We start from the raw sequence: 23898 nt of genomic DNA, 5'->3' as shown, positions 1-23898 counted from the left end.
GATTTACGGAATAAAGTGTATTCATAAAAATACACCGTCATTGAAGTAAATGCTTGCATGGATGTAAGTAAAAAAAATGTAGGAGATCCCGTTCTTCAACGGGATGACGGCACTAGTTGGCTTACTTCTGCAATTGGTACAATCTAGCTCCTCCCGATTTGACTGAACCCGATAGATATCACCTGATATTTATTCAGATAATTATAGCCGCTAGTAGGCTCACCCCTTAGCGAAATAACCTTCTACTTTGAATGCGATACCTGGCGTCGTGCTATAGTTATCTTCTTCTGGCCATTCAACGAAGGGTTCAATCTCGAAAAATAACCACTTTTTAATGGCGTTGAAGCGATAGCGGTAACTCAAGGTGTGGTTTTCAATTAAAAAGCCATTTTCTCCATTGCGCTCACCTTCAACTAAAAAACCAAAGACGCTCGCTTCTTTATCGGAAATATGACGCAGGTAATACAACCCGTGCTTCCAGCGAATACCTGAAAATGATTCTGAGCCGCGAATAGAGTAGTTGAGGCGAAATAGGTGGTCGGGATTTAATTGGTAGTCATACTCTAATAACAAACGAGCCCCTAAACCATCGTCAGTGTAGTACTCTATTGATGGTGTGAAGATAAAACTGTGCTTTTCTTGCCATACGTGTGTGCGTTTGTAGCGGCTTCGAACAAAAAGCTCACTACCAGAAATACCGACACGAGTATCAGTAAATTCTTTACTGTCTTGTTTGTGGATATAGCGGATTGCTGCCGCGAAGCTGCTTTCTTCAAAGCTACCTTTTACCTGCTCTGATTCAAGCGGAAGTTGATCGGCGTAGTCATCATCTGAAAAAATGACGTCTACTTTGTTTTTAAAATAAGGCAATTTTGCTTTTAATTTGAACCTGATTTTGACCTCACTCCAATCGCGCGCTCGAGGCAACCATGAAGTTGATATCCTAGCAAGAGATTTTGGCATGAGTTCGTGGCCAGGGTTGTCGTTGAAGAAACCATCGAACCAAATCATTGACTGGTGCACTGATTCAGAAATATCGCGGTGCACTTCTTCCATCCAGTCATTCATTTCTGGCGATACGGTTAATTCGGTTAATGGCTTTAATTCAGGGATAGGCCTAAGTACTTTTTGCTCAAGCTCTTCAATTTGCTCAATGGTTTTGCGCTCAGCCTCAGTCAGTGGTATTTCACTCTCTGGCTTCTGAGCTTTTTGGGTATCACCAGTTTCTTGTGCCTGAGTAGCAAAACATAAAAAACTCGACGCCAACAACACAAGCTGAGTTATTTTACTTTTTCTGCTCATCGACACTCCATCGGCACATGGCGAACTCAAGTTACTTGAAATACGTGCTTTTTATTTCCAACACTTTATAATCATCATAACTTAATTTTAGGAGAATGCTATGGGCGGTATTAGTATTTGGCAGCTTGTTATTATTGCGGTAATTATTATCTTGTTATTTGGTACCAAGAAGTTACGTGGTATGGGTGGCGATTTAGGCAGCGCAGTAAAAGGCTTTAAAAAAGCGATGAGTGAAGATGAAAAAACAGAATCGCTAACCGACGAAAGCCAAAAAGCTAAACAAGCGACAGAGAAAGACAAAGAGCAGGCTTAAGTTCATGTTTGATATTGGTTTTTGGGAGCTGTTACTTATTATGGTAATTGGCCTTGTCGTGCTCGGGCCAGAGCGCTTACCAACAGCCATACGCACTGTTCGCAACTGGGTGAGAAACGTTAAAGCGTTTAGTCAAAACGTTCAAAGCGAACTCAAAGAAGAGTTGCGTGTGCATGAATTACACGAGAATTTGAAAAAGGCCGAGCAGGCCAATATGGAAAACCTTTCGCCGGATGTCGCACAATCGGTTGCTCAACTCAAAGAGGCAGCAGATATGGTCAATCGCCCTTACGCCAAGAAAGACGATGGCGCAGCGCCTTCGCAATCAACAGAAAAACAAGAATAAATGTCTCAGTCATCAACGCTTTTTGATCACTTAATCGAATTAAGATCGCGCTTGTTAAGGTCGATATTGGCGGTTTTGCTGATTTTTTGTGGTTTAGTTTACTTTGCTCAAGACCTTTATCAATTTATTGCTAAACCGTTACTCGACGTGTTACCAGAAGGCACTCAAATGATCGCAACTGAGGTCGCTTCACCCTTTTTTGCGCCGTTCAAGCTAACGCTGATTCTGTCATTGTTTTTAGCCATTCCATTTATTCTTTACCAGATTTGGGCGTTTATTGCGCCGGGGTTGTACCAGAATGAAAAACGCCTAGTGGCACCATTAATGTTTGGTAGTTCGTTTTTGTTTTATTGTGGTGTTGCGTTTGCTTATTTTGTGGTATTTCCACTGGCGTTTGCATTTTTTACGTCCGTTGCGCCTGAAGGCGTCACAATAGCGACGGATATATCGAGCTATCTAGATTTTATTTTAAAAATATTCTTTGCCTTTGGTGTCGCCTTTGAAATTCCTATTGCCATAATTTTACTGTGTTGGACAGGGGTGACGACACCAGAAAGTTTAAAAGCAAAACGCCCGTATATAATTGTTGGTGCGTTTGTTATTGGGATGTTACTTACGCCGCCAGATGTTATCTCACAAACGCTACTTGCCTTACCTATGTTGTTACTGTTTGAAGTTGGTGTCATTATTGCGTCGATACAGTCAAAAAATAAGAAAAATCTCTCTAAGCAGGAAAGTATCCATGATTAAATCCATTGTCACTCGTGCACTTATCTTTTCGAGTCTATTTGTTGGTAGTACCTATGCCGTTGATCTCAATAGCTCATTGCAACAATGTGCCCAAATAGCTTCTTCAACTGAGCGTTTAGCTTGTTACGACAACCTTGCGAATTCCTCGAAAAAGGCAGATGCGACAGCTAAAACCAAGGTTATACCGGCGCCAGCGATTGAGCCACCTGTAAAGCCGGAAAACAACGTGGATGAGTTTGGCGATCATCACCTGAAAAAAGATAAAAAACCCGATGAGTTAGAGCGCGTTCAGTTTACTGTCGCGAAGGTTTCGTATTCGGCGAAGAAAAAACTCAAGCTAACTTTTGAGAACGGCCAGCGCTGGCACCAAACAGATACTGAATCACTGCGCTTACAAGCGGGTGATAAAGTTGAATTGTTTAAAGGGGCTTGGAGTGCCGTGTATTTAAAGAAAGTCGGTTACAACCGTAAGATTCGTGTAAAAAGAGTGAAGTAAGTACTTGATTGATATCGGGGTTAACTTAACCAATAGTCGCTTTAGTAAAGACTTACCTGAGGTAATTGATCGCGCTCAATTAGCTGGTGTTAAGCATTGCTTGGTCACGGGAACGAGTGTTGCTGAAAGTAGTCAAGCTGTTGCGCTATGCCAACAATACCCCGATTTTTTATCTAGTACATGTGGTGTTCATCCACATGACGCTGATCACGTGAGTGATGACTTTATCGAGCAATTGCGATTATTAACGACATCACATGCTTGTGTTAAAGCTATTGGCGAATGCGGCCTTGATTTTAATCGCAATTTTTCAACACCGGCGAATCAACAACGGGTTTTTGAGGCGCAAATAGCGCTCGCCAGTGAATTACAAAAACCGCTGTTTTTGCACCAGCGCGATGCATTTGACACATGGTTTGGCTGTCTTAAACCTTATTTGGGTAAAGTACCAGCAATGGTTTCTCATTGTTTTACTGGCAACCAACAAGAGTTAGAAACTTGTTTAGCGCATGACATGTATATTGGTATTACTGGTTGGGTTTGCGATGAACGCCGAGGCCAAGCGCTCCAATCTATCGTGCCACTGATCCCACTTGAGCGGTTAATGATTGAAACGGATGCGCCGTATCTAACCCCTCGTACGATTCGGCCAAAACCTAAATCGAGCCGCAACGAGCCAAGTTACCTCGGTTTTGTCGTTAGCACCCTAGCGCAGTTATATGGTGAGAGTGAACAAGTCATTATTGAACACAGCCAAAACAATGCGGCTCGCGTGTTTAAGTTAGGGAGCTGTCATGGCTAGGTTGGCCTTGCTTTGCTGGTTATTGTTAACAAGCTTGGCAACTAATGGCCAAACCGTTTACGGCTTCAAAGAAAAGTCGACAACGTTTGTTGTCACCGAGTATCAAGCGCTGCGTATGCAGTCATTAGCGGTGTCTTCAGTATCGGCCGTCTTGGCTGCACCGGCAAGTGCTTGGCAAGATAGCCAAGTCGACAATGCTAACTATATCCGCTTGGCCGAAGGTAAAAATTGGCTTCGATTTGAAGTTGCCAATCACCACGAAGATGCCGCAACTGCCTTTATCAATATAGCTAATCGCCATGCACTGCAAAACATCAAAGCATTTTACGTTGATAAACGCCTAGACCCAAAAGCGTTATCGGTGAGTTTACTCAATAATGATACTTGGTCGATATCGATGCCGTTAACGGCATTTGGCCGTTCGACGGTATACTTAGCGATTGAAGCTGATTGGCCTGAGTTGGTTCAGATCAAGCTCAGTAAAGAGTCGGCATTTGTCGAAGCATCGTTTGACGCTCAATTTACTCAAGGTTTTGCCATTGGCGGTATGTTGTGTTTATCAATCGCTGCTTTGTTGTTGTACTTTGGTACCGGCAATGGGCCACTGTTATGGCTATTTGCGTTTTTTGTTACTCGTACTTTGTTGTTAACCACGACTATGGGGTACAACCTCTATTTTTTCTTCCCCGAATATCCTGAGTTGCGCTCAGTAGAGTCTCCTATTTTAGGTGCTATTTCCGTAATTTTTTACTTTTTGTTTATTGAAAACCTGTTTAATTTACGTCAGCGATTACCGCGTGCCCATCGAATCTTAAAAACCGTTGGCTTAATTTTGGTAGTTTATATTCCATTGAGCTTGCTTATTGATACTCGTATTAACAGCGCAATTTCAAGTTTGATGCATTTTATTGTTACCGGCGCCATTGTTGTCATTGGTTGGCAGCTCTATCAGCGCAAGGTTCGGTTATCGTTAGCGTTTACCATTATCTCGGCAATTCAACTTTGCTTGGGCGTGCTCTATTATTACAGCTACAATTACTATTGGTTTGAGCAGTCACATACCCTGATGTTTGTCGGCTTTTGGTTGCATAATATTTTGGTGGTGTTTTTGCTGAGTAAACAGTATTACCACCAAATTCAAGACAAGCAGTTAGCGCAAAGACAGGCGTTAGCGCAGGCCAATGCAACAAGAAAAGCACAAGAAGAACTCCTTGCCTTACAAAATACCACCCAAGAAGAGTTAGAATCTAGGGTACAAGAGCGAACCTTTGAACTTAATATAGCGTTGCAAGAACTCGAGCAAGCAAACCAAGAGTTAGAGCGAACAAACACGACGGACGAGCTAACGAGCTTGTATAATCGTCGTTTTTACGATCAAAAAATACTGGCGGAATTTAGACGTAGCAAGCGAAATTTAACGCCGTTGAGTTTATTGCTGATCGACATTGATCACTTTAAGCAAGTCAATGATAATTTTGGTCATTTAGGCGGTGACAAAAGTTTGATTGCTGTCGCCTCACTGATCAAGCTGACAACCCAACGCAGCACCGATATCGCGTGTCGTTATGGCGGTGAAGAGTTTTGTATTATATTGCCTGAAACCGATGAACAAGGTGCGATGGCAATTGCGGAAAAGTTGCGCAAGCAAGTAGAAGAACACCCGATTACGCTAGCAGAGAACGAAATCAACTTAACGATAAGTTGCGGTATTTCAACCTACCGACAAGAATCTTTTGCTACAGTAGAAACCTTATTTAGTTGTGCTGATAAAGCACTGTATCGGGCAAAGAACGAGGGCCGAAATCAGGTTCAATATTTGCCGATTAATTTAGAAAAGTAGAACACAATGACAAAGAGTTTTGGACAATACCCAGCACGTCGTATGCGACGAATGAGAGCTGATGATTTTTCTCGCCGTTTGATGTCAGAAAACCAATTGACGGTTAATGACTTAATTTACCCCGTGTTTGTGTTAGAAGGTGAAAACCAACGTGAGTCGGTTGAATCAATGCCAGGTGTTGAGCGTAAAAGCATCGACTTGTTGCTCGAAGAAGCACAAGAATTAGTTGATTTGGGCGTACCTGCGATTGCGTTATTTCCGGTCACACCAGCAGATAAAAAATCGTTGATGGCAGAAGAAGCATACAACCCTGATGGTCTTGCTCAACGTGCTGTTCGCGCGCTCAAAGCGAAATTTCCAGAACTTGGTGTTATTACCGATGTCGCCTTAGATCCCTTTACCACTCATGGTCAAGACGGCATTATCGACGATAACGGCTACGTGTTAAATGAAGTGACGAAAGACATTCTTGTAAAACAGGCCTTATCGCACGCACAAGCCGGCGCAGATGTCGTTGCACCGTCAGACATGATGGATGGTCGCGTTGGCGCTATTCGCGAAGAACTTGAAGCGCACGGCTTTGTTAACACCCGTATTTTAGCGTACTCAGCAAAATATGCGTCAAACTACTATGGCCCATTTAGAGATGCGGTTGGCTCTGCTGGCAATATTAAAGGCGGTAACAAATACTCTTATCAAATGGATCCGGCAAACAGCGATGAAGCGCTACACGAAATCGCTCAAGACATTCACGAAGGCGCTGATATGGTGATGGTTAAGCCAGGCATGCCCTATTTAGATATAGTGCGTCGTGTTAAAGATAACTTCCAAGTGCCAACCTATGCATATCAAGTCAGTGGTGAATATGCTATGCACATGGCTGCAATTCAAAACGGTTGGTTAGCTGAAAGACCTTGCGTCATGGAAGGTTTATTAGCATTTAAACGCGCGGGTGCCGATGGTATATTGACTTATTTTGCCAAGCAAGTGGCATACTGGTTAACAGAAGACAAGTAAGGCTTAATGCCGTCTTATGGATTGCGCTAGGTATTAACGTTCAGCTTAATACCTAGTTTGCCAAACTGTTTTACTTCTTGTCTTAATTCATCTGCAATCAGCGGATGGCTAGCTAACCAAGCGTGTTCAAACCCTAGCGTTAGGCTATCGACATCACTAATTAATGTGAGTGTTGGTAGATGTTTGTCGTGACGTCTGCTTGCCAGTAAAATCGCAAGGCGGACAATTGCGAGTAGCGATGCACAGGTGTTTAGCGGTAACAGCTGGCTGGCCAAATATTGTAAATCAATGTCAGATTTTTGTTGGGCAATGAGCATGGCAAGCGTTTGCTTTTGACTTTGATCAAAGCCTAGCATTTGGCTGTTATTAACAATATAGGCGCCGTGCTTTTGTTGGTTCTTGAAGTCGATCAGCAAACCGATTTCGTGTAGTTGGCAAGCCGCATTAACGACAAAATAATCATCATTGACAATGGCTGGCCAGTGATCAACACAGCCATTAAAAAGTTGCTGAGCAATACTGGTAACCCGCTCACTTTGTTGCTGTTCAACGTGATATTTCACCATCATCGAATTAATGGTTAAGGCCGCTATGTCAACCGTTTTTGCACTTGGTAACATATCGTAAAGCAAACCTTCACGCAGCGCGCCTGATGACAAACGCAAGGTCTTAACTTCAAACACTTCAAATAATGCGATTAAAATCGCAAGGCCACTGGCAAAAACTGGAATACGCTCCCCGTCTAAACCGCCAATACTAATCGCATCAATGGTTTTGCAGGCGATGAGTTGCTGTTTAATCGCACATAAAAACTCGTAATCGATGAGGGTAGGTTTTTGCTGATGCATTAAAATTTCAGCCAACGCTTGCATGGTTCCCGAACCGCCAAGCACAACATCAAAGGTTAACCCTTGGTATTCGCTGATCACGCTATTGATATGTAATTTGGCTTGTGCTGTAGCCAGTTCAAAGGCGCTTAGCGTTAATGCGCCAGCGTTGAAAAATGTTTGGTTGAAGGTAACACAGCCGATATCTAAGCTCATTGCTTTGAGTGGCTCAACATTTTCACCAATGATAATTTCAGTACTGGCACCACCAATATCGAAAACTAATTTATTACCTTGGATATTGGAAGTATAAGCCACGCCCTTATAAATCGTTTTGGCTTCTTCAACCCCTGATAATAATTGAATATTATGCCCCAAAATTTGGTTGGCTTGTTCGATAAAAACATCGCGGTTTTTCGCGAGTCTTAAAGTCGCTGTAGCGACAACTCGAATGTTTTGTTTGGGAAAGTCTTGTAATCGCTCCGCGAAAAAGCGCATGCACTCTAAACCGCGCTCAATTGCTTCATCACTCAACATATTGTCAGTGTTAAGGCCACTGGCCAAACGCACTTTACGCTTAATTTTATCAACAATTTGTACGCTGTCAGCCAGTTGGCGGGTAATGAGCATATGAAAGCTGTTTGAGCCTAAATCAATAACAGCGTACAAAGGTGATGTCATAAGCGTTAATTTCTACGTTGTTTGTTATACGAGGTTTTTGTACGGTTTTGTCCGCCATTATGTGGTTTATGACGACGTTGTCTAGGTTTTGGTTTAGGCAAGTCGGTCAATAAAGCATCGGGATCGTATTTACTAACAGGTAAGGTGTGCTCGATATAGTTTTCGATCGCCGGCAAGTTAAAAACATATTCCTCACAAGCTAAGCTAATCGCATGCCCCGTCGCTCCCGCGCGACCAGTACGGCCAATGCGGTGAACGTAGTCTTCGCAATCATCGGGTAAGTCGTAATTAAACACGTGACTTACCGACGGAATATGTAAACCACGGGCAGCAACGTCGGTTGCCACTAAAATATCTAAGTTACCCTTTTTGAAACTCTCTAAAATGTTTAAGCGTTTCTTTTGTGGGATATCACCTGTTAATAGGCCTACGCGGTGTTTGTCGGCAACAAGGTAATTGTAGACGTTTTCACATGAGTGTTTGGTGTTGGCAAAAATAATCGCTTTTTCTGGCCACTCTTCTTCGATCAGTGTTTGAAGTAAGGTCATTTTATCTTCGTTCGATGGATAAAATAGCTCTTCTGAAATGCGCAGGTTGGTTTTTTGCTCTGGCTCAATTTCAACACTGACCGGATCGTTCATGTGCTCAAAGGCAAGTTCTTTTACCCGGAATGACAAGGTGGCAGAGAACAACATGTTTAAGCGCTCTTTCGCTTCAGGCATGCGTCTAAACAAGTAACGAATGTCTTTAATAAAGCCTAAATCAAACATTCGGTCGGCTTCGTCTAGCACAACCGCTTCAATATTGTTTAATTGGTAAATACCCTGCTTTAGGTAATCGATTAAGCGACCACAGGTGCCAATCAGAATATCAACACCCTTTTCGAGCGTTTCTCGTTGCGAGTCGTAACCTTCACCACCGTAGACAACGCCTACGCGCAAACCTGTGCTTTTCGCCATTTCAATAGCGTCTTTCTGGATTTGAATCGCAAGTTCTCGAGTTGGCGCCATAATAATCGCGCGAGGATTATTATTGTTCGGTCGTTCTGACTGCATCAAGCGATGGAACGTGGCGGCTAAAAAGGCAATTGTTTTACCTTCACCTGTTTGTGCTTGGCCTGCAATGTCTTTACCTTCAATTAATACTGGCAACGATTTTGCCTGAATTGAGGTGCATTGTTCAAAGCCCATGGCATGTAAACCGGCCACTACCTTTGGATCCAGGTTTAAGTCGGCAAACTTTTTATCTGATAAGTGTGTTTTTTTCATGGCTGCTAGCTTAACAGGTAAGCAGTTAATAAAAAACTATTGATTATTGTTTCTTGCGCCCTTATATAGGTGTTAAGCAAGATTTTTACCCTCTTTTGCGTGATAAAGTGCGTTGCATTGATCGAATTTTAATAACGGTTGGTATTAGATATAAAAAAGGGTGATTTGGTATCTGTGGAAGATAGCGTTATACTCTTCCACCATCAGGCAGTTAGGCCACATACAACGGAGAAAATAATGAGCGATAAGATTGTTCAGCTAACAGATGATAGTTTTGAAGCAGATGTCATTAATGCATCTGGTCCTGTACTTGTTGATTTTTGGGCTGAATGGTGTGGTCCATGTAAAATGATCGCCCCGCTATTAAACGACATTGCTGAAGAATACGACGGCAAAGTAACGGTAGCTAAATTAAACATCGACCAAAATGCGGGCACGCCACCAAAATACGGCATCCGCGGTATCCCAACATTATTGTTATTTAAAGACGGTAATGTAGCTGACACCAAAGTAGGTGCTTTATCGAAAACTCAATTGAAAGAGTTTTTAGATAACAACTTATAAGCGATAAGATAGAAAAGCCCTTTTTAGGGCTTTTTTGTTATTTAGGCTGATTTAACACAAGAAAATTTAGAAAGAAACGCCACTTTCTTTACCTATTCGAAAATTAATGCTAAGTTTAGCATTCAAACGAAGTTTACATATCAACCAAAAACACTTTCTATAATATTGTGAACCTGCTCCGTCAGGCCATCAAACATATTAAATATTTTTAAGTACTCTCACTATGAATCTTACCGAACTTAAAGAAAAATCGATTAATGAATTGGTGCAACTTGCTGAATCAATGAAACTTGAGCATTTAGCTAGACACCGCAAACAAGATATTATTTTCGCCATTTTAAAAGCTCACGCTAAAAGCGGTGAAGACATTTTCGGTGGTGGTGTACTTGAGATTTTACAAGATGGTTTTGGTTTTTTACGCTCGGCAGATTCATCATACTTAGCAGGGCCTGATGATATTTATGTCTCACCGAGTCAGATTCGCCGCTTTAGTTTGCGCACCGGTGATACTATTCAAGGTAAAATTCGTCCACCTAAAGACGGCGAGCGTTACTTTGCCCTATTAAAAGTTAATGAAGTTAACTTCGACCGCCCAGAAAACTCTCGCAATAAAATCTTATTTGAAAACTTAACACCTATTCACGCCAATGAACGCTTAGGCATGGAGCGCGGTAACGGTTCAACTGAAGATATTACCGCACGCGTTTTAGACTTAGCATCACCTATCGGTAAAGGTCAGCGCGGCTTGATTGTTGCGCCACCAAAAGCGGGTAAAACCTTACTTTTACAGAACATTGCCCAAAGTATTGCCTATAACCACCCAGAGTGTGAGTTAATGGTGTTACTGATTGACGAGCGTCCGGAAGAAGTGACTGAAATGCAACGCCTAGTTAAAGGTGAAGTTGTTGCATCTACTTTTGACGAGCCAGCGAGTCGTCACGTGCAAGTAGCTGAAATGGTTATTGAAAAAGCTAAGCGTTTAACTGAACACAAAAAAGATGTGGTTATCTTATTAGATTCTATTACCCGTTTAGCCCGTGCCTACAACACAGTTATTCCTTCATCGGGTAAAATTTTAACCGGTGGTGTTGACGCTAACGCTTTACACCGTCCGAAGCGTTTCTTTGGTGCTGCGCGTAATATTGAAGAAGGTGGTAGCTTAACGATTATCGCAACAGCGCTAATTGAAACCGGTTCAAAAATGGATGAAGTGATTTACGAGGAGTTTAAAGGTACAGGTAATATGGAACTACACCTTTCTCGTAAAATTGCAGAGAAGCGCGTATTCCCTGCTATCCACATTAACCGCAGTGGCACGCGTCGCGAAGAATTATTGACTAAACCTGACGAACTACAAAAAATGTGGATATTGCGCAAAATCGTTCATGAAATGGGTGAAATTGATGCAATGGAATTCCTTATTGATAAGTTGGCAATGACCAAAACCAATGATGAATTCTTCGACTCGATGAAGCGTCAATAAATCAAAGCGTTATCTAAGAGCCAGCTTAATTGCTGGCTTTTTCGTATTTGGTAGTAGCGAAATGATGAATTTCAATATTGTTAAAACCCTCGAAAAATTAATAACTTGTAAAGGTGGTTGGCATCGAGCGTTAAATGCACTTTTATTGGTCTTTTTTTGCTCGCTGTCCGCTAGTGCGACTAATTTACGGATCGTGACCGAAGATTCTTATCCGGTTCAGTACCTTGAAAATAGCGTAATCAAAGGCAAAAACGCCGAAACGGTTCAGGCGATGTTGACCGGAGCGAATTTAGCCGCGGAGATAGAAGTACTGCCATGGGCACGCGCTTATAATATCGCGCTCAATAGCCCTAATGTGATGATCTTTTCGATTGCCCGAACACCAGCAAGAGAGCATGAATTTATCTGGGGGCGACCGATCACTGATTTGAGCTATTCACTGTATACCCTGAAAGAGAATCAACAGGCTTTTTCGTCTTTGTCACAGCAGGAATTAAAGGCACTTAACATCGCGGCAATCCGCAATTCGGCGACAGAGCAGCACCTCACAAAGTATGGTTATGAAAACCTCCAATTAGTAAATAACCCCGTTCAAATGGTGAATATGCTCAATAAAAAACGCGTTGATGCGATTCCTGCAAACAGTACCAGTTTGGCGGCTTTTTGCCAAAAAATGAGCTTAAATTGTGATCGGTTGGTTGAGTTCCATCCGTTACCTGTACCTTCTACTCAATTATATTTTGCATTTAGTAAGGGAACCGACCCTCATCTTATTAGTCGTCTTTTACAGGCTTACGATGAGTCACCTGAAATAGACAAGCTTGAATAAGAGCTAAGGTGATTGATTTCACGCTTTGGTTAATCCTTGCAATAGCATATAATGCTCAGCAAATTTTAGAACGCAACGCTCAATGAAATACAACGACTTACGCGATTTTATCGAACAATTAGAAGCTAAAGGTCAGCTCAAACGCATCACTCAACCGATATCAACTGAGTTAACCATGACGGAAATTAGCGACCGCACCTTACGCGCCAAAGGTCCTGCCTTGCTGTTTGAAAATCCTATTGGTTTTGATATGCCGGTATTAACCAACTTGTTTGGTACGCCAGAGCGGGTAGCATTGGCGATGGGCCAGCCAGATTTAACCGCGCTACGCGAGTTAGGCAAGTTGTTAGCGATGTTAAAAGAGCCTGAGCCACCCAAGGGCTTTCGCGATGCGTTAAATAAAATTCCGGTATACAAGAAAGTCTTGAATATGCCGGCCAAGCAAGTCAAAAAGGCCGCTTGCCAAGAGGTGGTGTTGACCGGTGATGATGTTGATTTAACTAAGTTACCTATCCAACTGTGTTGGCCTGGTGATGTCGCCCCTTTGATCACTTGGGGTTTAACGATTACCAAAGGGCCACATAAAAAGCGTCAAAACTTAGGGATTTACCGTCAGCAATTGCTCGGTAAAAACAAAGTGATTATGCGCTGGTTATCGCATCGCGGTGGCGCATTAGACTTTTTTGAGTGGAAAAAAGAGCATCCGGGTGAGAAATTCCCAGTTTCAGTCGCGTTAGGCGCAGATCCAGCGACGATTTTAGGGGCAGTGACACCTGTCCCAGATACACTCTCTGAATATGCGTTTGCTGGCCTTTTGCGCGGTAGTAAGACCGAAGTTGTCCAATCGATTAGTAACGATTTACAAGTGCCAGCATCGGCTGAAATCGTGCTAGAAGGTTATATCGATCCAGATGAAATGGCGCCTGAAGGGCCGTATGGCGATCACACCGGTTACTACAATGAAGTTGATGATTTCCCTGTCTTTACCGTTACCCATATTACGCAACGACATAAACCGATTTATCACAGCACTTATACGGGGCGTCCACCCGATGAGCCAGCCATTTTGGGGGTTGCGTTAAATGAAGTGTTTGTACCGATTATTCAAAAGCAGTTCCCTGAAATTGTCGACTTTTATCTGCCACCAGAGGGCTGCTCGTATCGCATGGCGGTAGTGACCATTAAGAAACAATACCCTGGCCATGCCAAGCGTGTGATGATGGGGGTATGGTCGTTCTTGCGACAATTTATGTATACCAAATTCGTCATTGTTTGTGATGACGATGTGAATGCACGAGATTGGAACGATGTGATCTGGGCAATGACCACGCGGATGGATCCGACACGCGACACCACGTTAATCGATAATACGCCAATCGATTATTTAGACTTTGCTTCGCCAGTTTCGGGCTTAGGCTCTAAAATGGGGTTAGATGCAACCAATAAATGGCCGGGCGAAACCGATCGCGAGTGGGGTGTACCTATCGTGATGGACGAAGCAGTTAAACAAGAAGTAGATGAGATTTGGCAATCACTCGGCATTTTAGAATAGCCGTTTCACGTATATGCCAACTAAGATGTAAGGTTAAATATGAAAACAATTACTTGTCAGGTAGTGGAAATTAGCCCGTTAACTGAGCACGTGTATAAAGTGCTGTTAAAGCCTGAACAAGCTGTCTCGTTCGAAGCTGGGCAGTACTTGAATTTTGTTATGTCTGAAGAAGACAAACGACCATTTTCTATCGCTAGCGCGCCAGAAAGTGAAATCATTGAGCTGCAAATTGGTGCCTATGGTGCTGATAGCTACCCAATGCAGGTTATTGATCGCATCAAAGCATCAGCAACCGTCCAAGTTGAAATGCCAGCGGGCAAGGCGCAGTTTAGAGCTGATAGTGAGCGCCCTATTCTATTACTAGCTGGCGGAACTGGGTTTTCTTACATCAAGTCGATTTTCGAGCATTTGGTTAACAGCCAGTGCCAGCGTCCTGTGATTGTTTACTGGGGATTACGTGAACCAAGTGCTTGCTATGAGCTAGAAAAAACAGCACAAACGATTGGCAAGCTGGCTCATTCGAGCTTCATTCCCGTGGTTGAAACGCCTGATGAGAACTGGCAAGGTAAAGTGGGTTTAGTACACGAAGTGGCGATGAAAGATATTGTTAGCTTTGAGCCGTATGATATTTATTTAGCTGGTCGTTTTGATATGGTTGGCAAAGTTCGTCAAGATTTTATCGAGCAAGGTGGCATTAAAGCGCATATGTTTGCCGATGCTTTTGCGTTTATTTAAAATTAACTTTGAACATAATTTTTTAGTAAAAGGTAGCATTTATTCGATGCTGCCTTTTATTTAAGAAAGTTACCTGCAATTAACACACTCACAATAACTAAAATAAGAACGTAACAAATAATTGCATCAACATCTGTTTTCTTAGCATTGTTTTGTAACTTTATCTCAACATTATCTAGCAAATTTAATGAGTTAAACCTTTTTTCATTAAACACTCCTATAACAGTTAAACCGAATATAGAGCTGATACTAATTTTATTTTTAGCATTATCATTAATATTAACTAGTGTAAACTTACGACCTGAATTGTACTCATTTATTTCATAATTGAATTCCTGCTCTTCTTTTATTTCTTCTATCGCGTTCATAACAGATTTTACAGTGCAATCTGTCACATACATGCTGTAATGAAATGTTAAAGCAAATAAAACCAACATTAAGACGAATACATTGAAAAACGCCATCAAAAAATCTGGCTGTTGATTGAAATACCACAGAAGTCCAATTTTTAAAGAAAATGCGACCAAAAAGGAATAAAAAACAATATTAAAAATAATAACTTGAAATAACTTTTTATTAGCACCATTCAACGCCATTGATAAAAAATATAAACAATACAAACAGGCGGGAATAATTAATACAGCTTGTACTAATATATCTATTGTTTCATTGTTCATTGACCTTCCTTTATTGAACTCTTCTCCATTTTTGATCTTTAAGCTAACGCTTTAACTAATATATCATTAGCTTCTTGGATTTTATTTTGTGCGATTAACGCTTTGCTATACATAACGTAATCTTGTTTATCCATCTGGTAATGTTCAAGCTGAGCGAGTGAATGAAATGCCTTGCTTGCCATATCCCAGTCTTTTGTCTGGCCAGCAACATGACCTAAATAACTGAGCCAGACACCGTTTTCAGGTTGTTTTTGCACGATTTTTTGGACATTAGCAATTAAGTCATCAGCTTTAGTCAGTGGTAAGTCGCGAAGTGTTTTGAGTAACTCGGCATTCGTACCTGGCTTAATAAGTGGCAATAACACTTTGCTCAGGCCTTGTTGAATATTATTTTCCGCTAATACATGGGCGTAGCAGCTGATCACGGTTTCACGCTGTTTTACTTTGCGCGGTAGATCTTGCCAATAATTGTGCAGCGCATCATTACTCTTTTCTCGAATGATCAAGTTAAACTGGCCAGTAAAAGCAACACGCTCCCATTGGCAAACTTCATCTTCACCAATATTTTTATCTTTACGGGCGCGCACTAGGTACTCAATAGCGTGGTCAAAACGCAATTCAGCCAGTGATAGCGAAATTTCTAGCGCCAGTAGGCGTGATTCATGGCCAATATGGCGATGATATTCATCGAGTAATTCACGCGCTTTTTTATACTCTTGAAGTGCCATTAACGTATTTAAGCGCACGAGCGCACTTTCAATGTGGTGCTTAGTATTTTCACTGCTTTCTAAGTATTGTAAGTAGTGCAGCGTATTGGCTTTATTTTCTTGTTTTTGGGCGCTATCGGCAGCGATAAGATAAGCGATATCTTGGTTATCGATGGGCTCTGCGCTTTTTACCGACAATGTTTCTGCCGTTTTGTAATCGCCTAAGATATAGGCGGCAACACTTTTGCGAAAATTGCGCTTGGCTTTGCGTTTACTCGCCAGTGAAAACTTGCGCCACGTGCTAAAACTAAAACTGACGCTACCGCTGATAACGCGCAAGACAATAAACAATGCGATCATACTGAAAAACAGTAGTACTGCAGCGGTGACCACTGTCGATTCAATCGTGATATTGCCCATGGCAATCAAGATGTAACCTTTCTCGCCGATCAGCATTGGGCTTATTGCCACGGCAAGCAGAAACAACAGAATAAATAACATTATACTTTTCATGCGTTGCCCTCACCGTCCTTGTCGGTTGATACAGGCTTAGGCATTGGCAGTTTTTCTAGCAAGGGGACTTGCGTTGGTGCGCGATTGGTCTTGCTGTCGAGCGTTTGAGAAATTGCACCTAATGAACGCAACTTGCTCGGTAATGGTAGGTCGATCACGCTATCGGTTAAGCTTGTTAGTCGCTCACTAAAGCTAATCACTTGTTGGCTATCTGCATCATAATAGGTTGTTAACCATGCTTGAACATCGGCAATACTTTGTTTGAATAACGCGGGATTTTTACGTGTAACCGCCCATTGAGCAACTTGTAGTTTTAAACTCAGGTTTTGCTGTAGATTTTGCTGTTGCTGTGGTGCGAGTAAAGGTTCAACATTGGCTGTGCGGCGGCGCACGGTAATAAAGTCATCCATTAAGCGCTGCCATGATTTTGCCAAATTTTCACGCCAATCATCGGTGTTGTCACTGAGAGTAAGATCTGTTTCTTGTTCTGCGCTATCAGGCTTGTAGGCTAATGCTAACGGCAGTTGCTCGATTTGTTTTTCTAGACCGATTAAGGTCAAAATTACAGCTTCACTTTCGAGCGCCGGTAATAGCGAAAGTTGCTCTATATCTTGATGAATGACTTCGCGCAATGGCAGTAAATTGGGATCGTTAAGTTCGATAAGACGATTGTCGGCATCTCGCAGTAAGGTAATCGCACCTTGCGTGTCGTCTTCTAACCACAATGCACGAGATGCTAGGCGAACTAGGTATTGCGCTTCGTGGAGTAGCCAGTCGCTTGAACGCATGTCTTTTAGCTCAATCACTTGTTGATTGAGTTGGCTGATAGTTTTTGAAACTTGGGCAAGTTCAGACTTTCCGCCTTGTTGAGCACTGGCAATTTTAGCTTCAAGTACTTTGCTCTGGTTGGCAATCAAGCCATTAATTTGGTTTTGGTTAGCACGCTCTAACTCGGCGACTTTACTCGAGGCTTGTTGGTTTAACACCAATAGCTGTTGTTGATACCAATAAAAAACACCCACAACACCAGCTATGGCTAATAACGCTAGGAATAACGCAAACCCTGCAAGCTTGTTGCTACGTTTTATCGGTGCTGGTGGCTCTGGTTGGCTACGCTGCGCAGTTTTTGATGATGTACTGGCCTTAGCCGTAGTTTTATCGTCGGCTTTTACTGCGCTTTTTTCTGTGGCAGTTGAAGGCTTTGATGTTGCGACTTTTGACTCAGCGCTATGTTCGACTGCCTCAGGCGTACTTGGTTGTGTTGCCTGATCTGTGTTGTCGGTTTCTACAGCCTTTTCAGACGCAGTTGAGTCGGTTGGCGTTGATTTTTTATCGGTCATAATTACTTCCATTTTGGCAAGCGGTCAGTAAATCTTGGTTGCTTGCGCCTTTGGCTAGAATAATGTGGGTTAATTCTAACTGCTTTGCTTTTGCGTAAATCCGTGCACTGGCAACTACCCAAATACATGATCTTTGCCAGTAATTATCAGTCGTTACTAATAATTTTGCCATCTTTTCTAGCATAGCGACACTTGTGCAGATAATAAAGTTTATCCCCTCTTGGTGCCACTGCTGAGCCATTTGGCTGGGGAATGTTCGCCATAATCGTTGATAACTTTGTAAATACGTTACCTTGGCGCCGCGTGCTACTAATTGCTCAAACAATAATTCTCGGCCTTCGTCACCGCGAATAATAATAATACTTTTGTTATCAACTTGGCTGAGCGCTGGCAACGCTAACATGCCTTCGCTGTTTTGCTGATCAGGTGAAATAGCTGAAATACCGAGCTTTTCTAACGCTAATTGGGTTGCTTGGCCGACAGCAATAAAGGTTGTTACCTGCCAGCGGTTAATAGCCGATTGCTGCTGTGCAAATTCAACGGCAGCTTGTGAGATAAAAATGGCAATATCTGCTTGCGGTTTTTCTGTAGCTAACGCGTGGGCTTGATAATCGAATAGAGGTTCAAAGCGCGCTTTATAGCCATGCTTGATGAATAAAGCGGTGAGCTCTCGGCCTTTGGGTTCAGGCCGAGTCACTAATACGTGAGGCTTATGCTTGGTCATAAACCTGCTTAAGGATTTTGTCGGCGCCCATTGCCAATAAATCTTGTGCGAGAGATTGACCTAATTGTTCGGCTTGATCTTTATGGCCGGTAATCGATTTTTCGATCACTTGTGAGCCGTCAACAGCACCCACTAAACCTTTTAGCAGCACTTGATCACCATCTAAGGTCGCAAATGCGCCAATCGGGACTTGGCAACCGCCTTCAAGTGCGCGGTTCATCGCACGCTCAGCGAGTACGCGAATACGAGTTTGCTCACAAGCTAAAGGGGCTAACAGGGCTTTTATTTGCTCGTCATTGGTGCGGCATTCAATGCCAACAGCGCCTTGGCCGTTAGCGGGTAGCATGACCTCAGGCTCGATAAATTCTTTGATGCGCTCAGGCATTTCCAAGCGAATTAAGCCAGCTGCTGCCAAAATAATGGCATCGTATTGACCGTCGTCGAGCTTTTTCAATCGAGTATTTACATTACCGCGCAAATCGCGAATATCGAGATCAGGGCGCAATGCTTTGATTTGGCATTGGCGACGCAAGCTTGACGTGCCAACAATCGCGCCTTGTGGTAAGTCGGCAAAACTGGCTATGGTATTTGAGACAAAAGCATCGCGTGGATCTTCACGCGGGCAGATAATTTCAAGCCCTAAGCCTTCAGGAAATTCGACCGGCACATCTTTCATCGAATGCACGGCGATATCGGCGCGACCTTCTAGCATCGCAACTTCGAGTTCTTTGACAAACAGGCCCTTACCGCCAACTTTGGCTAATGGCGTATCTAGAATAATATCGCCTTTGGTCACCATAGGAACAAGTTCAACCTTGATATTGTCATGAAAGTGCTCTAATTGAGCTTTAACATATTCAGCTTGCCATAGTGCTAAAGCGCTTTTACGCGTAGCAATGCGTACAGTGGGGGTCATGAAACTACCTTAATTTATTCAGCACTTAGTTCTATGGTGGCTTCGGCCTGAACGCTTACTGCGTTAGATAAAAACTGCCAAAGCTCGCCGCCGCCGCGTTTATCTTGCCAATGTTCGCCATCAAAAACGAAGTGGTGACCGTTAAACTTAGTAGCGACCCATATTTCATGTAGCGGTGCTTGTTTGTTAATAATGATTTTTGAGCCATTTTTGAACGCTAATGTCAGCATTGAACCGACGCTTTCGTAGTCGATATCAACACCACAATCTTCAATGGCCTCTTCAATTGCCAGTAGTAAGTCATCAGCAATTAAATTGTATTGGCTATCGTTCATAATTATCCTTTAACTCGTGTAATGTAGCAATTTTATTCACCTTTATACTGATATACGTCAAGGTAATAAAATTCGTTGTATAAAAGCGATTATAAAACGTCTATCATGGTAAAAAAACTCGAAAGACCAATTATCTAAAGATATTTGGTATGAAATTCATATGAACAAGCAAAAAGTTATCTCATTCGTTTGTAGTTTATTGGTTTTGTGTTTATCGGGCTGTGGCTTAAATGGTGAGCTATATCAAGAGCCACCTTCGCAAACTACTTCAACTACCTCTTCACAGGAACAGTAATTCGTGGACTATTTTAATCGCCGAGGCGAGTCACTCTTTGCTGAAGACTGCTCAGTGACTTCGTTGGCAAAAACTTACGGTACGCCTTTATACGTCTATTCTCGCGCAACGATTGAGCGCCACTGGCACGCCTTTGATAAGGCGGCAGGTGACCAGCCGCATTTAGTTTGTTACGCGGTAAAAGCTAATAGTAATTTGGCGGTATTAAATACCATGGCGCGACTTGGCAGTGGTTTTGATATTGTCTCGCAAGGCGAGCTTGCACGCGTTATTCAAGCCGGTGGTGATCCGAAAAAAGTGGTGTTCTCGGGCGTCGGTAAAACGTCAGCCGAAATAGCTTATGCACTCGATCAAGAAATTTACTGCTTTAATGTTGAATCAGCGGCCGAGCTAGAGCGTATTAATCACGTTGCGCTAAATAAAAATAAAGTGGCGAATATTTCACTGCGGGTAAATCCCGATGTTGATGCTGGCACCCATCCGTATATTTCAACGGGTTTAAAAGAAAACAAATTCGGCGTCAGCATTGAAGAAGCGATCAAGCTTTATCAAAAAGCAAATCAAATGCCTGGGCTAGCAGTTAAGGGCGTTGATTGCCATATTGGCTCTCAACTCACTGACATGGCCCCGTTTTTAGATGCACTTGATCGGGTATTAGCGTTAATTGATCGCTTGTCAGACATGGGCATTGCGCTTTCCCACCTCGATGTCGGTGGTGGCCTTGGCGTTTGCTACGATCAAGAGCAGCCGCCGCATCCTAACGATTACGCCAAAGCGTTAGCTGAAAAACTCGCGAATTACGATCTGACCTTAATTTATGAGCCAGGTCGAGCGATCATGGCCAATGCCGGTATTTTGGTAACAGAAGTGGAGTTTTTAAAAGTTAATGAAGGTCGCCATTTTGCCATTGTTGATGCGGCAATGAACGATTTAATTCGTCCGTCTTTGTATCAAGCCTATCAGCAAATTATTCCCGTTGAACAAACGGTACGCCCTGAAGTTGAAGAGCAAGCCTACGATATTGTTGGCCCGATCTGTGAAACCGGTGACTTTCTTGGCAAAGAGCGCAAGTTATCACTAGTTGCTGGCGATTTACTTGCCGTGCGCTCAGCTGGTGCCTATGGTTTTACCATGAGTTCAAATTATAATTCTCGGCCGCGCGCTGCTGAAGTGATGGTTGATGGCGAAGCCGCACACTTAGTTCGTCAGCGTGAAACGATTGAAAGTTTGTGGCACGGCGAAACTGTTTTACCGGAACAGCCTTCGGCGCAGTAAGAAGAGTGGTATGTTAGTAAATTTTTCAAAAATGCATGGTCTAGGTAACGACTTTTTGGTGTTAGACAATGTCACGCAGAATGTCTTTTTATCGAATGAACAAATTAAGCAGTTGGCGGATCGCAATTTTGGTGTCGGCTTTGACCAACTGTTAGTTGTTGAGCCGCCGTATGATCCCGATCTAGATTTCCACTATCGCATTTTTAATGCTGACGGCAGCGAAGTTAGCCAGTGCGGCAATGGCGCGCGCTGTTTCGCCAAGTTTGTCCGATTAAAAGGGCTGACCAATAAAACCAAGATCAAAGTGTCAACGCAAGCAGGCAAGATGACGCTATTTGTTGAGCGCGACGGCAATATTTCGGTGCATATGCCCGTCCCGCAACTTGAACCGAATCAAATTCCATTTCAAGCGCAGAAAAAAGAAGGCACGTATATTATTCGCACTGACGATGAAACCGTATTTTGTGGCGCGGTTTCAATGGGTAACCCGCATTGCGTGGTCACGGTCGATGATATTGAATCTGCTCCGGTCGAAACCTTGGGTGCTGAAATTTCACACCACGAGCGTTTTCCTGAGCAAGCAAATGTTGGCTTTATGGAAATTGTCTCAGACAAGTTTGTTAAGTTGCGGGTTTATGAGCGCGGCGCAGGTGAAACACTCGCTTGTGGCAGTGGTGCTTGTGCAGCCGTAGTGGTAGGGCAAATTCAGAAAAAGCTCGCCAACCAAGTGACGGTTGAGCTTCCCGGTGGTAAATTACGTATTTTTTGGAAAGGTCCTGGCCATTCAGTCAAAATGTCAGGTCCTGCAGTGCATGTATTCGATGGGCAATTACACTTATGAACAATGACAACCTTCAGAACCAACAAGAAAAATTAGACGCAAACATTGAAGGTGTTAGCGATGAAATGATCGCCAAAGTGGGCAGCCAAGTCACTGAGCAAATCGTTGCCGATTACCTAGTGCAACACCCTGATTTTTTCCTTCGTCATCCAGCGCTGCTTGCGAGTTTGAGACTACAAGAGCCACAACGCGGTGTGGTGTCATTAGTTGAGCGTCAACAGCAAGTATTGCGTCAAAAAGTACAAGGCTTAGAAGAAGAAATCACCCACTTGATGTCAACAGCACAGCAAAATGAGCGACTGTTCTTTTTATACAGCGACATGTATATGCGCATGATCGATTGCCAAAGTGCGCAAGAGATTATCGACTGTATCCATCAGGCTTGTACACAACTATTATCATTGGCCGACTGTAAATTGTGGCTAATTGATAAACTACTCGATCATCAAAATGTCATTACCAATGACTGTTATGGCGTACTGCAAAATCGACTAACAAAAAATGATTACTACTTTGGTCGTTTACAGCAAAGTGAGCAAGAGATGATTTTTACTGAGCCGACTACCGGCTCTGTTGTGCTGATCAAGCTAGAAAATGGCGATGAAACACTTGGTTTTATTGCGATTAGCTCACAAGATGCCGATCATTTTGACCCAACAATGGATACCTTATTGCTTGAGCAGTTTAGAAAACTTGTTGGCAAATTACTCGGTCAACATTTACAGGCTAAGTAATGAAGTTTTATCGTCGCTTTAAAGCGATAAAGGCGATCAGCTTTGACTTAGATGACACGCTCTATAGCAATCGCGAACAAATGATTGCCGCCGACCAAGCGATGAATCAGTACTTCAACCAAGTACTGCCACCTCACGGTTTACCTGAGCAAGATTATAGCGCTAAATTTTGGTGGCCGTATCGCCAAGCGGTCGTCAAACAAACCCCGATGTTAAAGCATGACGTCACTAAAGTACGCGAAGTGGTCTATCACCATGGTTTAACCGCGCTTGGCTTGGCTGATGAACTTGCGACAAAATTGGCAAAGCAAGGATTGGAACATTTCTTATATCAGCGCAGTAACTTTACGGTTGAGCAAGCCACGCTAGATTTTTTAGCGCAATTAGCTCAAAAGCTGCCACTCGTTGCGATTACGAATGGTAACGTTGATGTTCGCCGGGTTGGTTTAGCCCCCTACTTTACCCATATTTTTCTAGCAGGCGATGGCAATTTACAAAAGCCGGATAGCGATATGTTTAACCAAGCCTGCCAATTACTTGATATTAGGCCCAGCCAACTGTTACATGTTGGCGATTGTGGCCACGCTGACATTTTCGGCGCTATGCGCGCAGGCTGCCAAAGCGCTTGGTTAAACAAATACGATGTTGGTAAGCCGTTAAAAGTGCTGCCAAATGTTGAAATTTCCAGTGTCGAACAACTTTTACAATTACCCAACTAGGTAACTAGAGATCCCAT

The 23898-nt window shown here is 42.9% G+C and carries 26 protein-coding genes; 17 read left to right on the top strand and 9 right to left on the bottom strand.

What is annotated here, in order from left to right:
• Window positions 1-219 precede the first annotated feature (219 nt).
• Window positions 220-1302 (bottom strand): hypothetical protein, encoded by a 1083-nt coding sequence (locus LP316_RS03165; RefSeq protein ID WP_193022644.1) that lies wholly within the window; start codon window positions 1300-1302, stop codon window positions 220-222.
• 100 nt (window positions 1303-1402) lie between these two features.
• Here LP316_RS03165 and tatA point away from each other — a divergent pair, with 100 nt between their 5' ends.
• Genes tatA through hemB form a run of 7 tightly spaced genes read left to right on the top strand, consistent with a single transcriptional unit; the run spans window position 1403 to window position 6866 of the window.
• Window positions 1403-1615 (top strand): Sec-independent protein translocase subunit TatA, encoded by a 213-nt coding sequence (gene tatA, locus LP316_RS03160; RefSeq protein ID WP_193022643.1) that lies wholly within the window; start codon window positions 1403-1405, stop codon window positions 1613-1615.
• A gap of 4 nt (window positions 1616-1619) precedes the next feature.
• On the top strand, window positions 1620-1961 hold the full coding sequence (gene tatB / locus LP316_RS03155; protein WP_193022642.1) for a Sec-independent protein translocase protein TatB: 342 nt from the start codon (window positions 1620-1622) through the stop codon (window positions 1959-1961).
• Window positions 1962-2711 (top strand): twin-arginine translocase subunit TatC, encoded by a 750-nt coding sequence (tatC, locus tag LP316_RS03150; RefSeq protein WP_193022641.1) that lies wholly within the window; start codon window positions 1962-1964, stop codon window positions 2709-2711. It abuts the gene before it with no gap.
• Window positions 2704-3207 (top strand): hypothetical protein, encoded by a 504-nt coding sequence (locus LP316_RS03145; RefSeq protein WP_193022640.1) that lies wholly within the window; start codon window positions 2704-2706, stop codon window positions 3205-3207. The genes tatC and LP316_RS03145 overlap by 8 nt, the downstream gene beginning before the upstream one ends.
• A 4-nt stretch (window positions 3208-3211) precedes the next feature.
• On the top strand, window positions 3212-4009 hold the full coding sequence (locus tag LP316_RS03140) for a TatD family hydrolase (RefSeq protein WP_193022639.1): 798 nt from the start codon (window positions 3212-3214) through the stop codon (window positions 4007-4009).
• Window positions 4002-5849: a diguanylate cyclase gene (locus LP316_RS15965; RefSeq protein ID WP_226960791.1), complete on the top strand. Its 1848-nt coding sequence runs from the start codon at window positions 4002-4004 to the stop codon at window positions 5847-5849. The genes LP316_RS03140 and LP316_RS15965 overlap by 8 nt, the downstream gene beginning before the upstream one ends.
• 6 nt (window positions 5850-5855) lie before the next feature.
• On the top strand, window positions 5856-6866 hold the full coding sequence (gene hemB, locus LP316_RS03130) for a porphobilinogen synthase (RefSeq protein ID WP_193022638.1): 1011 nt from the start codon (window positions 5856-5858) through the stop codon (window positions 6864-6866).
• Window positions 6867-6892: 26 nt separating this feature from the next.
• Here hemB and LP316_RS03125 read toward each other — a convergent pair whose 3' ends face one another.
• Both LP316_RS03125 and rhlB read right to left on the bottom strand, forming a co-directional pair.
• On the bottom strand, window positions 6893-8374 hold the full coding sequence (locus tag LP316_RS03125) for a guanosine-5'-triphosphate,3'-diphosphate pyrophosphatase (protein ID WP_193022637.1): 1482 nt from the start codon (window positions 8372-8374) through the stop codon (window positions 6893-6895).
• 5 nt (window positions 8375-8379) lie between these two features.
• Window positions 8380-9642, bottom strand: coding sequence for an ATP-dependent RNA helicase RhlB (gene rhlB, locus LP316_RS03120; protein ID WP_193022636.1), 1263 nt, complete (start codon window positions 9640-9642; stop codon window positions 8380-8382).
• Window positions 9643-9879: 237 nt separating this feature from the next.
• Between rhlB and trxA the strand changes: the two genes are divergently transcribed.
• The 5 genes from trxA (at window position 9880) to fre (ending at window position 14805) form a co-directional block, all read left to right on the top strand.
• Window positions 9880-10206 carry a thioredoxin TrxA gene (trxA, locus tag LP316_RS03115; RefSeq protein WP_193022635.1) on the top strand — a complete coding sequence of 109 codons (327 nt, stop codon included), beginning with the start codon at window positions 9880-9882 and terminating at the stop codon, window positions 10204-10206.
• A 223-nt stretch (window positions 10207-10429) separates the two neighbouring features.
• Window positions 10430-11689 (top strand): transcription termination factor Rho, encoded by a 1260-nt coding sequence (gene rho, locus LP316_RS03110; protein ID WP_193022634.1) that lies wholly within the window; start codon window positions 10430-10432, stop codon window positions 11687-11689.
• Between the two features lie 61 nt (window positions 11690-11750).
• Window positions 11751-12518 carry a substrate-binding periplasmic protein gene (locus LP316_RS03105; RefSeq protein ID WP_193022633.1) on the top strand — a complete coding sequence of 256 codons (768 nt, stop codon included), beginning with the start codon at window positions 11751-11753 and terminating at the stop codon, window positions 12516-12518.
• A gap of 82 nt (window positions 12519-12600) precedes the next feature.
• Entirely contained in the window at window positions 12601-14070 is a 1470-nt protein-coding gene (gene ubiD / locus LP316_RS03100) for a 4-hydroxy-3-polyprenylbenzoate decarboxylase (protein WP_193022632.1), read from the top strand.
• Window positions 14071-14109: 39 nt separating this feature from the next.
• Complete coding sequence (gene fre / locus LP316_RS03095) at window positions 14110-14805, top strand: NAD(P)H-flavin reductase (RefSeq protein ID WP_193022631.1); 696 nt, start codon at window positions 14110-14112, stop codon at window positions 14803-14805.
• Window positions 14806-14861: 56 nt separating this feature from the next.
• On the opposite strand, the gene LP316_RS03090 is transcribed toward fre, so the two are convergent.
• Genes LP316_RS03090 through cyaY form a run of 6 tightly spaced genes read right to left on the bottom strand, consistent with a single transcriptional unit; the run spans window position 14862 to window position 20017 of the window.
• Window positions 14862-15482 carry a hypothetical protein gene (locus LP316_RS03090; RefSeq protein ID WP_193022630.1) on the bottom strand — a complete coding sequence of 207 codons (621 nt, stop codon included), beginning with the start codon at window positions 15480-15482 and terminating at the stop codon, window positions 14862-14864.
• A 38-nt stretch (window positions 15483-15520) separates the two neighbouring features.
• Window positions 15521-16702 carry a heme biosynthesis HemY N-terminal domain-containing protein gene (locus tag LP316_RS03085; protein WP_193022629.1) on the bottom strand — a complete coding sequence of 394 codons (1182 nt, stop codon included), beginning with the start codon at window positions 16700-16702 and terminating at the stop codon, window positions 15521-15523.
• Window positions 16699-18042 carry a uroporphyrinogen-III C-methyltransferase gene (locus tag LP316_RS03080; protein WP_193022628.1) on the bottom strand — a complete coding sequence of 448 codons (1344 nt, stop codon included), beginning with the start codon at window positions 18040-18042 and terminating at the stop codon, window positions 16699-16701. The genes LP316_RS03085 and LP316_RS03080 overlap by 4 nt, the downstream gene beginning before the upstream one ends.
• Entirely contained in the window at window positions 18032-18766 is a 735-nt protein-coding gene (locus tag LP316_RS03075; RefSeq protein ID WP_193022627.1) for a uroporphyrinogen-III synthase, read from the bottom strand. The genes LP316_RS03080 and LP316_RS03075 overlap by 11 nt, the downstream gene beginning before the upstream one ends.
• On the bottom strand, window positions 18753-19682 hold the full coding sequence (hemC, locus tag LP316_RS03070) for a hydroxymethylbilane synthase (RefSeq protein ID WP_193022626.1): 930 nt from the start codon (window positions 19680-19682) through the stop codon (window positions 18753-18755). Before hemC ends, LP316_RS03075 begins: the two co-directional genes overlap by 14 nt.
• Window positions 19683-19696: 14 nt before the next feature.
• Entirely contained in the window at window positions 19697-20017 is a 321-nt protein-coding gene (gene cyaY / locus LP316_RS03065; protein WP_193022625.1) for an iron donor protein CyaY, read from the bottom strand.
• A 160-nt stretch (window positions 20018-20177) separates the two neighbouring features.
• Between cyaY and LP316_RS16050 the strand changes: the two genes are divergently transcribed.
• From LP316_RS16050 to LP316_RS03045, 5 genes are read left to right on the top strand one after another with little or no spacing between them, the layout of a single operon-like run.
• Window positions 20178-20312, top strand: a complete 135-nt coding sequence (locus LP316_RS16050; RefSeq protein ID WP_264298964.1) for a hypothetical protein — start codon at window positions 20178-20180, stop codon at window positions 20310-20312.
• A gap of 3 nt (window positions 20313-20315) precedes the next feature.
• Complete coding sequence (lysA, locus tag LP316_RS03060; protein WP_193022624.1) at window positions 20316-21587, top strand: diaminopimelate decarboxylase; 1272 nt, start codon at window positions 20316-20318, stop codon at window positions 21585-21587.
• A gap of 10 nt (window positions 21588-21597) precedes the next feature.
• The gene (dapF, locus tag LP316_RS03055; protein WP_193022623.1) at window positions 21598-22428 is read left to right on the top strand and encodes a diaminopimelate epimerase; all 831 of its coding nucleotides are present in this window, start codon (window positions 21598-21600) and stop codon (window positions 22426-22428) included.
• Window positions 22425-23162 (top strand): DUF484 family protein, encoded by a 738-nt coding sequence (locus tag LP316_RS03050; protein ID WP_226960790.1) that lies wholly within the window; start codon window positions 22425-22427, stop codon window positions 23160-23162. The genes dapF and LP316_RS03050 overlap by 4 nt, the downstream gene beginning before the upstream one ends.
• Window positions 23162-23881: an HAD-IA family hydrolase gene (locus LP316_RS03045; protein WP_193022622.1), complete on the top strand. Its 720-nt coding sequence runs from the start codon at window positions 23162-23164 to the stop codon at window positions 23879-23881. Before LP316_RS03050 ends, LP316_RS03045 begins: the two co-directional genes overlap by 1 nt.
• Window positions 23882-23898 lie beyond the last annotated feature (17 nt).

The organism is Thalassotalea sp. LPB0316, assembly GCF_014898095.1.
In the GTDB taxonomy this organism is placed as follows: Bacteria; Pseudomonadota; Gammaproteobacteria; order Enterobacterales; family Alteromonadaceae; genus Thalassotalea_G.
This window is presented reverse-complemented; position numbering and strand designations above follow the sequence as displayed.

Bases quoted from the DNA above. Each gene is read 5' to 3' on its own strand.
- LP316_RS15965 (WP_226960791.1), top strand. From the start codon at position 4,002: ATGGCTAGGTTGGCCTTGCTTTGCTGGTTATTGTTAACAAGCTTGGCA.
- rho (WP_193022634.1), top strand. From the start codon at position 10,430: ATGAATCTTACCGAACTTAAAGAAAAATCGATTAATGAATTGGTGCAA.
- fre (WP_193022631.1), top strand. From the start codon at position 14,110: ATGAAAACAATTACTTGTCAGGTAGTGGAAATTAGCCCGTTAACTGAG.
- LP316_RS16050 (WP_264298964.1), top strand. From the start codon at position 20,178: ATGAACAAGCAAAAAGTTATCTCATTCGTTTGTAGTTTATTGGTTTTG.
- dapF (WP_193022623.1), top strand. From the start codon at position 21,598: ATGTTAGTAAATTTTTCAAAAATGCATGGTCTAGGTAACGACTTTTTG.
- ubiD (WP_193022632.1), top strand. From the start codon at position 12,601: ATGAAATACAACGACTTACGCGATTTTATCGAACAATTAGAAGCTAAA.
- LP316_RS03145 (WP_193022640.1), top strand. From the start codon at position 2,704: ATGATTAAATCCATTGTCACTCGTGCACTTATCTTTTCGAGTCTATTT.
- hemC (WP_193022626.1), bottom strand. From the start codon at position 19,682: ATGACCCCCACTGTACGCATTGCTACGCGTAAAAGCGCTTTAGCACTA.
- LP316_RS03090 (WP_193022630.1), bottom strand. From the start codon at position 15,482: ATGAACAATGAAACAATAGATATATTAGTACAAGCTGTATTAATTATT.
- LP316_RS03080 (WP_193022628.1), bottom strand. From the start codon at position 18,042: ATGACCGATAAAAAATCAACGCCAACCGACTCAACTGCGTCTGAAAAG.
- LP316_RS03165 (WP_193022644.1), bottom strand. From the start codon at position 1,302: ATGAGCAGAAAAAGTAAAATAACTCAGCTTGTGTTGTTGGCGTCGAGT.
- LP316_RS03125 (WP_193022637.1), bottom strand. From the start codon at position 8,374: ATGACATCACCTTTGTACGCTGTTATTGATTTAGGCTCAAACAGCTTT.
- LP316_RS03085 (WP_193022629.1), bottom strand. From the start codon at position 16,702: ATGAAAAGTATAATGTTATTTATTCTGTTGTTTCTGCTTGCCGTGGCA.
- LP316_RS03045 (WP_193022622.1), top strand. From the start codon at position 23,162: ATGAAGTTTTATCGTCGCTTTAAAGCGATAAAGGCGATCAGCTTTGAC.
- tatC (WP_193022641.1), top strand. From the start codon at position 1,962: ATGTCTCAGTCATCAACGCTTTTTGATCACTTAATCGAATTAAGATCG.
- trxA (WP_193022635.1), top strand. From the start codon at position 9,880: ATGAGCGATAAGATTGTTCAGCTAACAGATGATAGTTTTGAAGCAGAT.
- rhlB (WP_193022636.1), bottom strand. From the start codon at position 9,642: ATGAAAAAAACACACTTATCAGATAAAAAGTTTGCCGACTTAAACCTG.
- hemB (WP_193022638.1), top strand. From the start codon at position 5,856: ATGACAAAGAGTTTTGGACAATACCCAGCACGTCGTATGCGACGAATG.
- LP316_RS03105 (WP_193022633.1), top strand. From the start codon at position 11,751: ATGATGAATTTCAATATTGTTAAAACCCTCGAAAAATTAATAACTTGT.
- tatB (WP_193022642.1), top strand. From the start codon at position 1,620: ATGTTTGATATTGGTTTTTGGGAGCTGTTACTTATTATGGTAATTGGC.
- LP316_RS03050 (WP_226960790.1), top strand. From the start codon at position 22,425: ATGAACAATGACAACCTTCAGAACCAACAAGAAAAATTAGACGCAAAC.
- cyaY (WP_193022625.1), bottom strand. From the start codon at position 20,017: ATGAACGATAGCCAATACAATTTAATTGCTGATGACTTACTACTGGCA.
- LP316_RS03075 (WP_193022627.1), bottom strand. From the start codon at position 18,766: ATGACCAAGCATAAGCCTCACGTATTAGTGACTCGGCCTGAACCCAAA.
- tatA (WP_193022643.1), top strand. From the start codon at position 1,403: ATGGGCGGTATTAGTATTTGGCAGCTTGTTATTATTGCGGTAATTATT.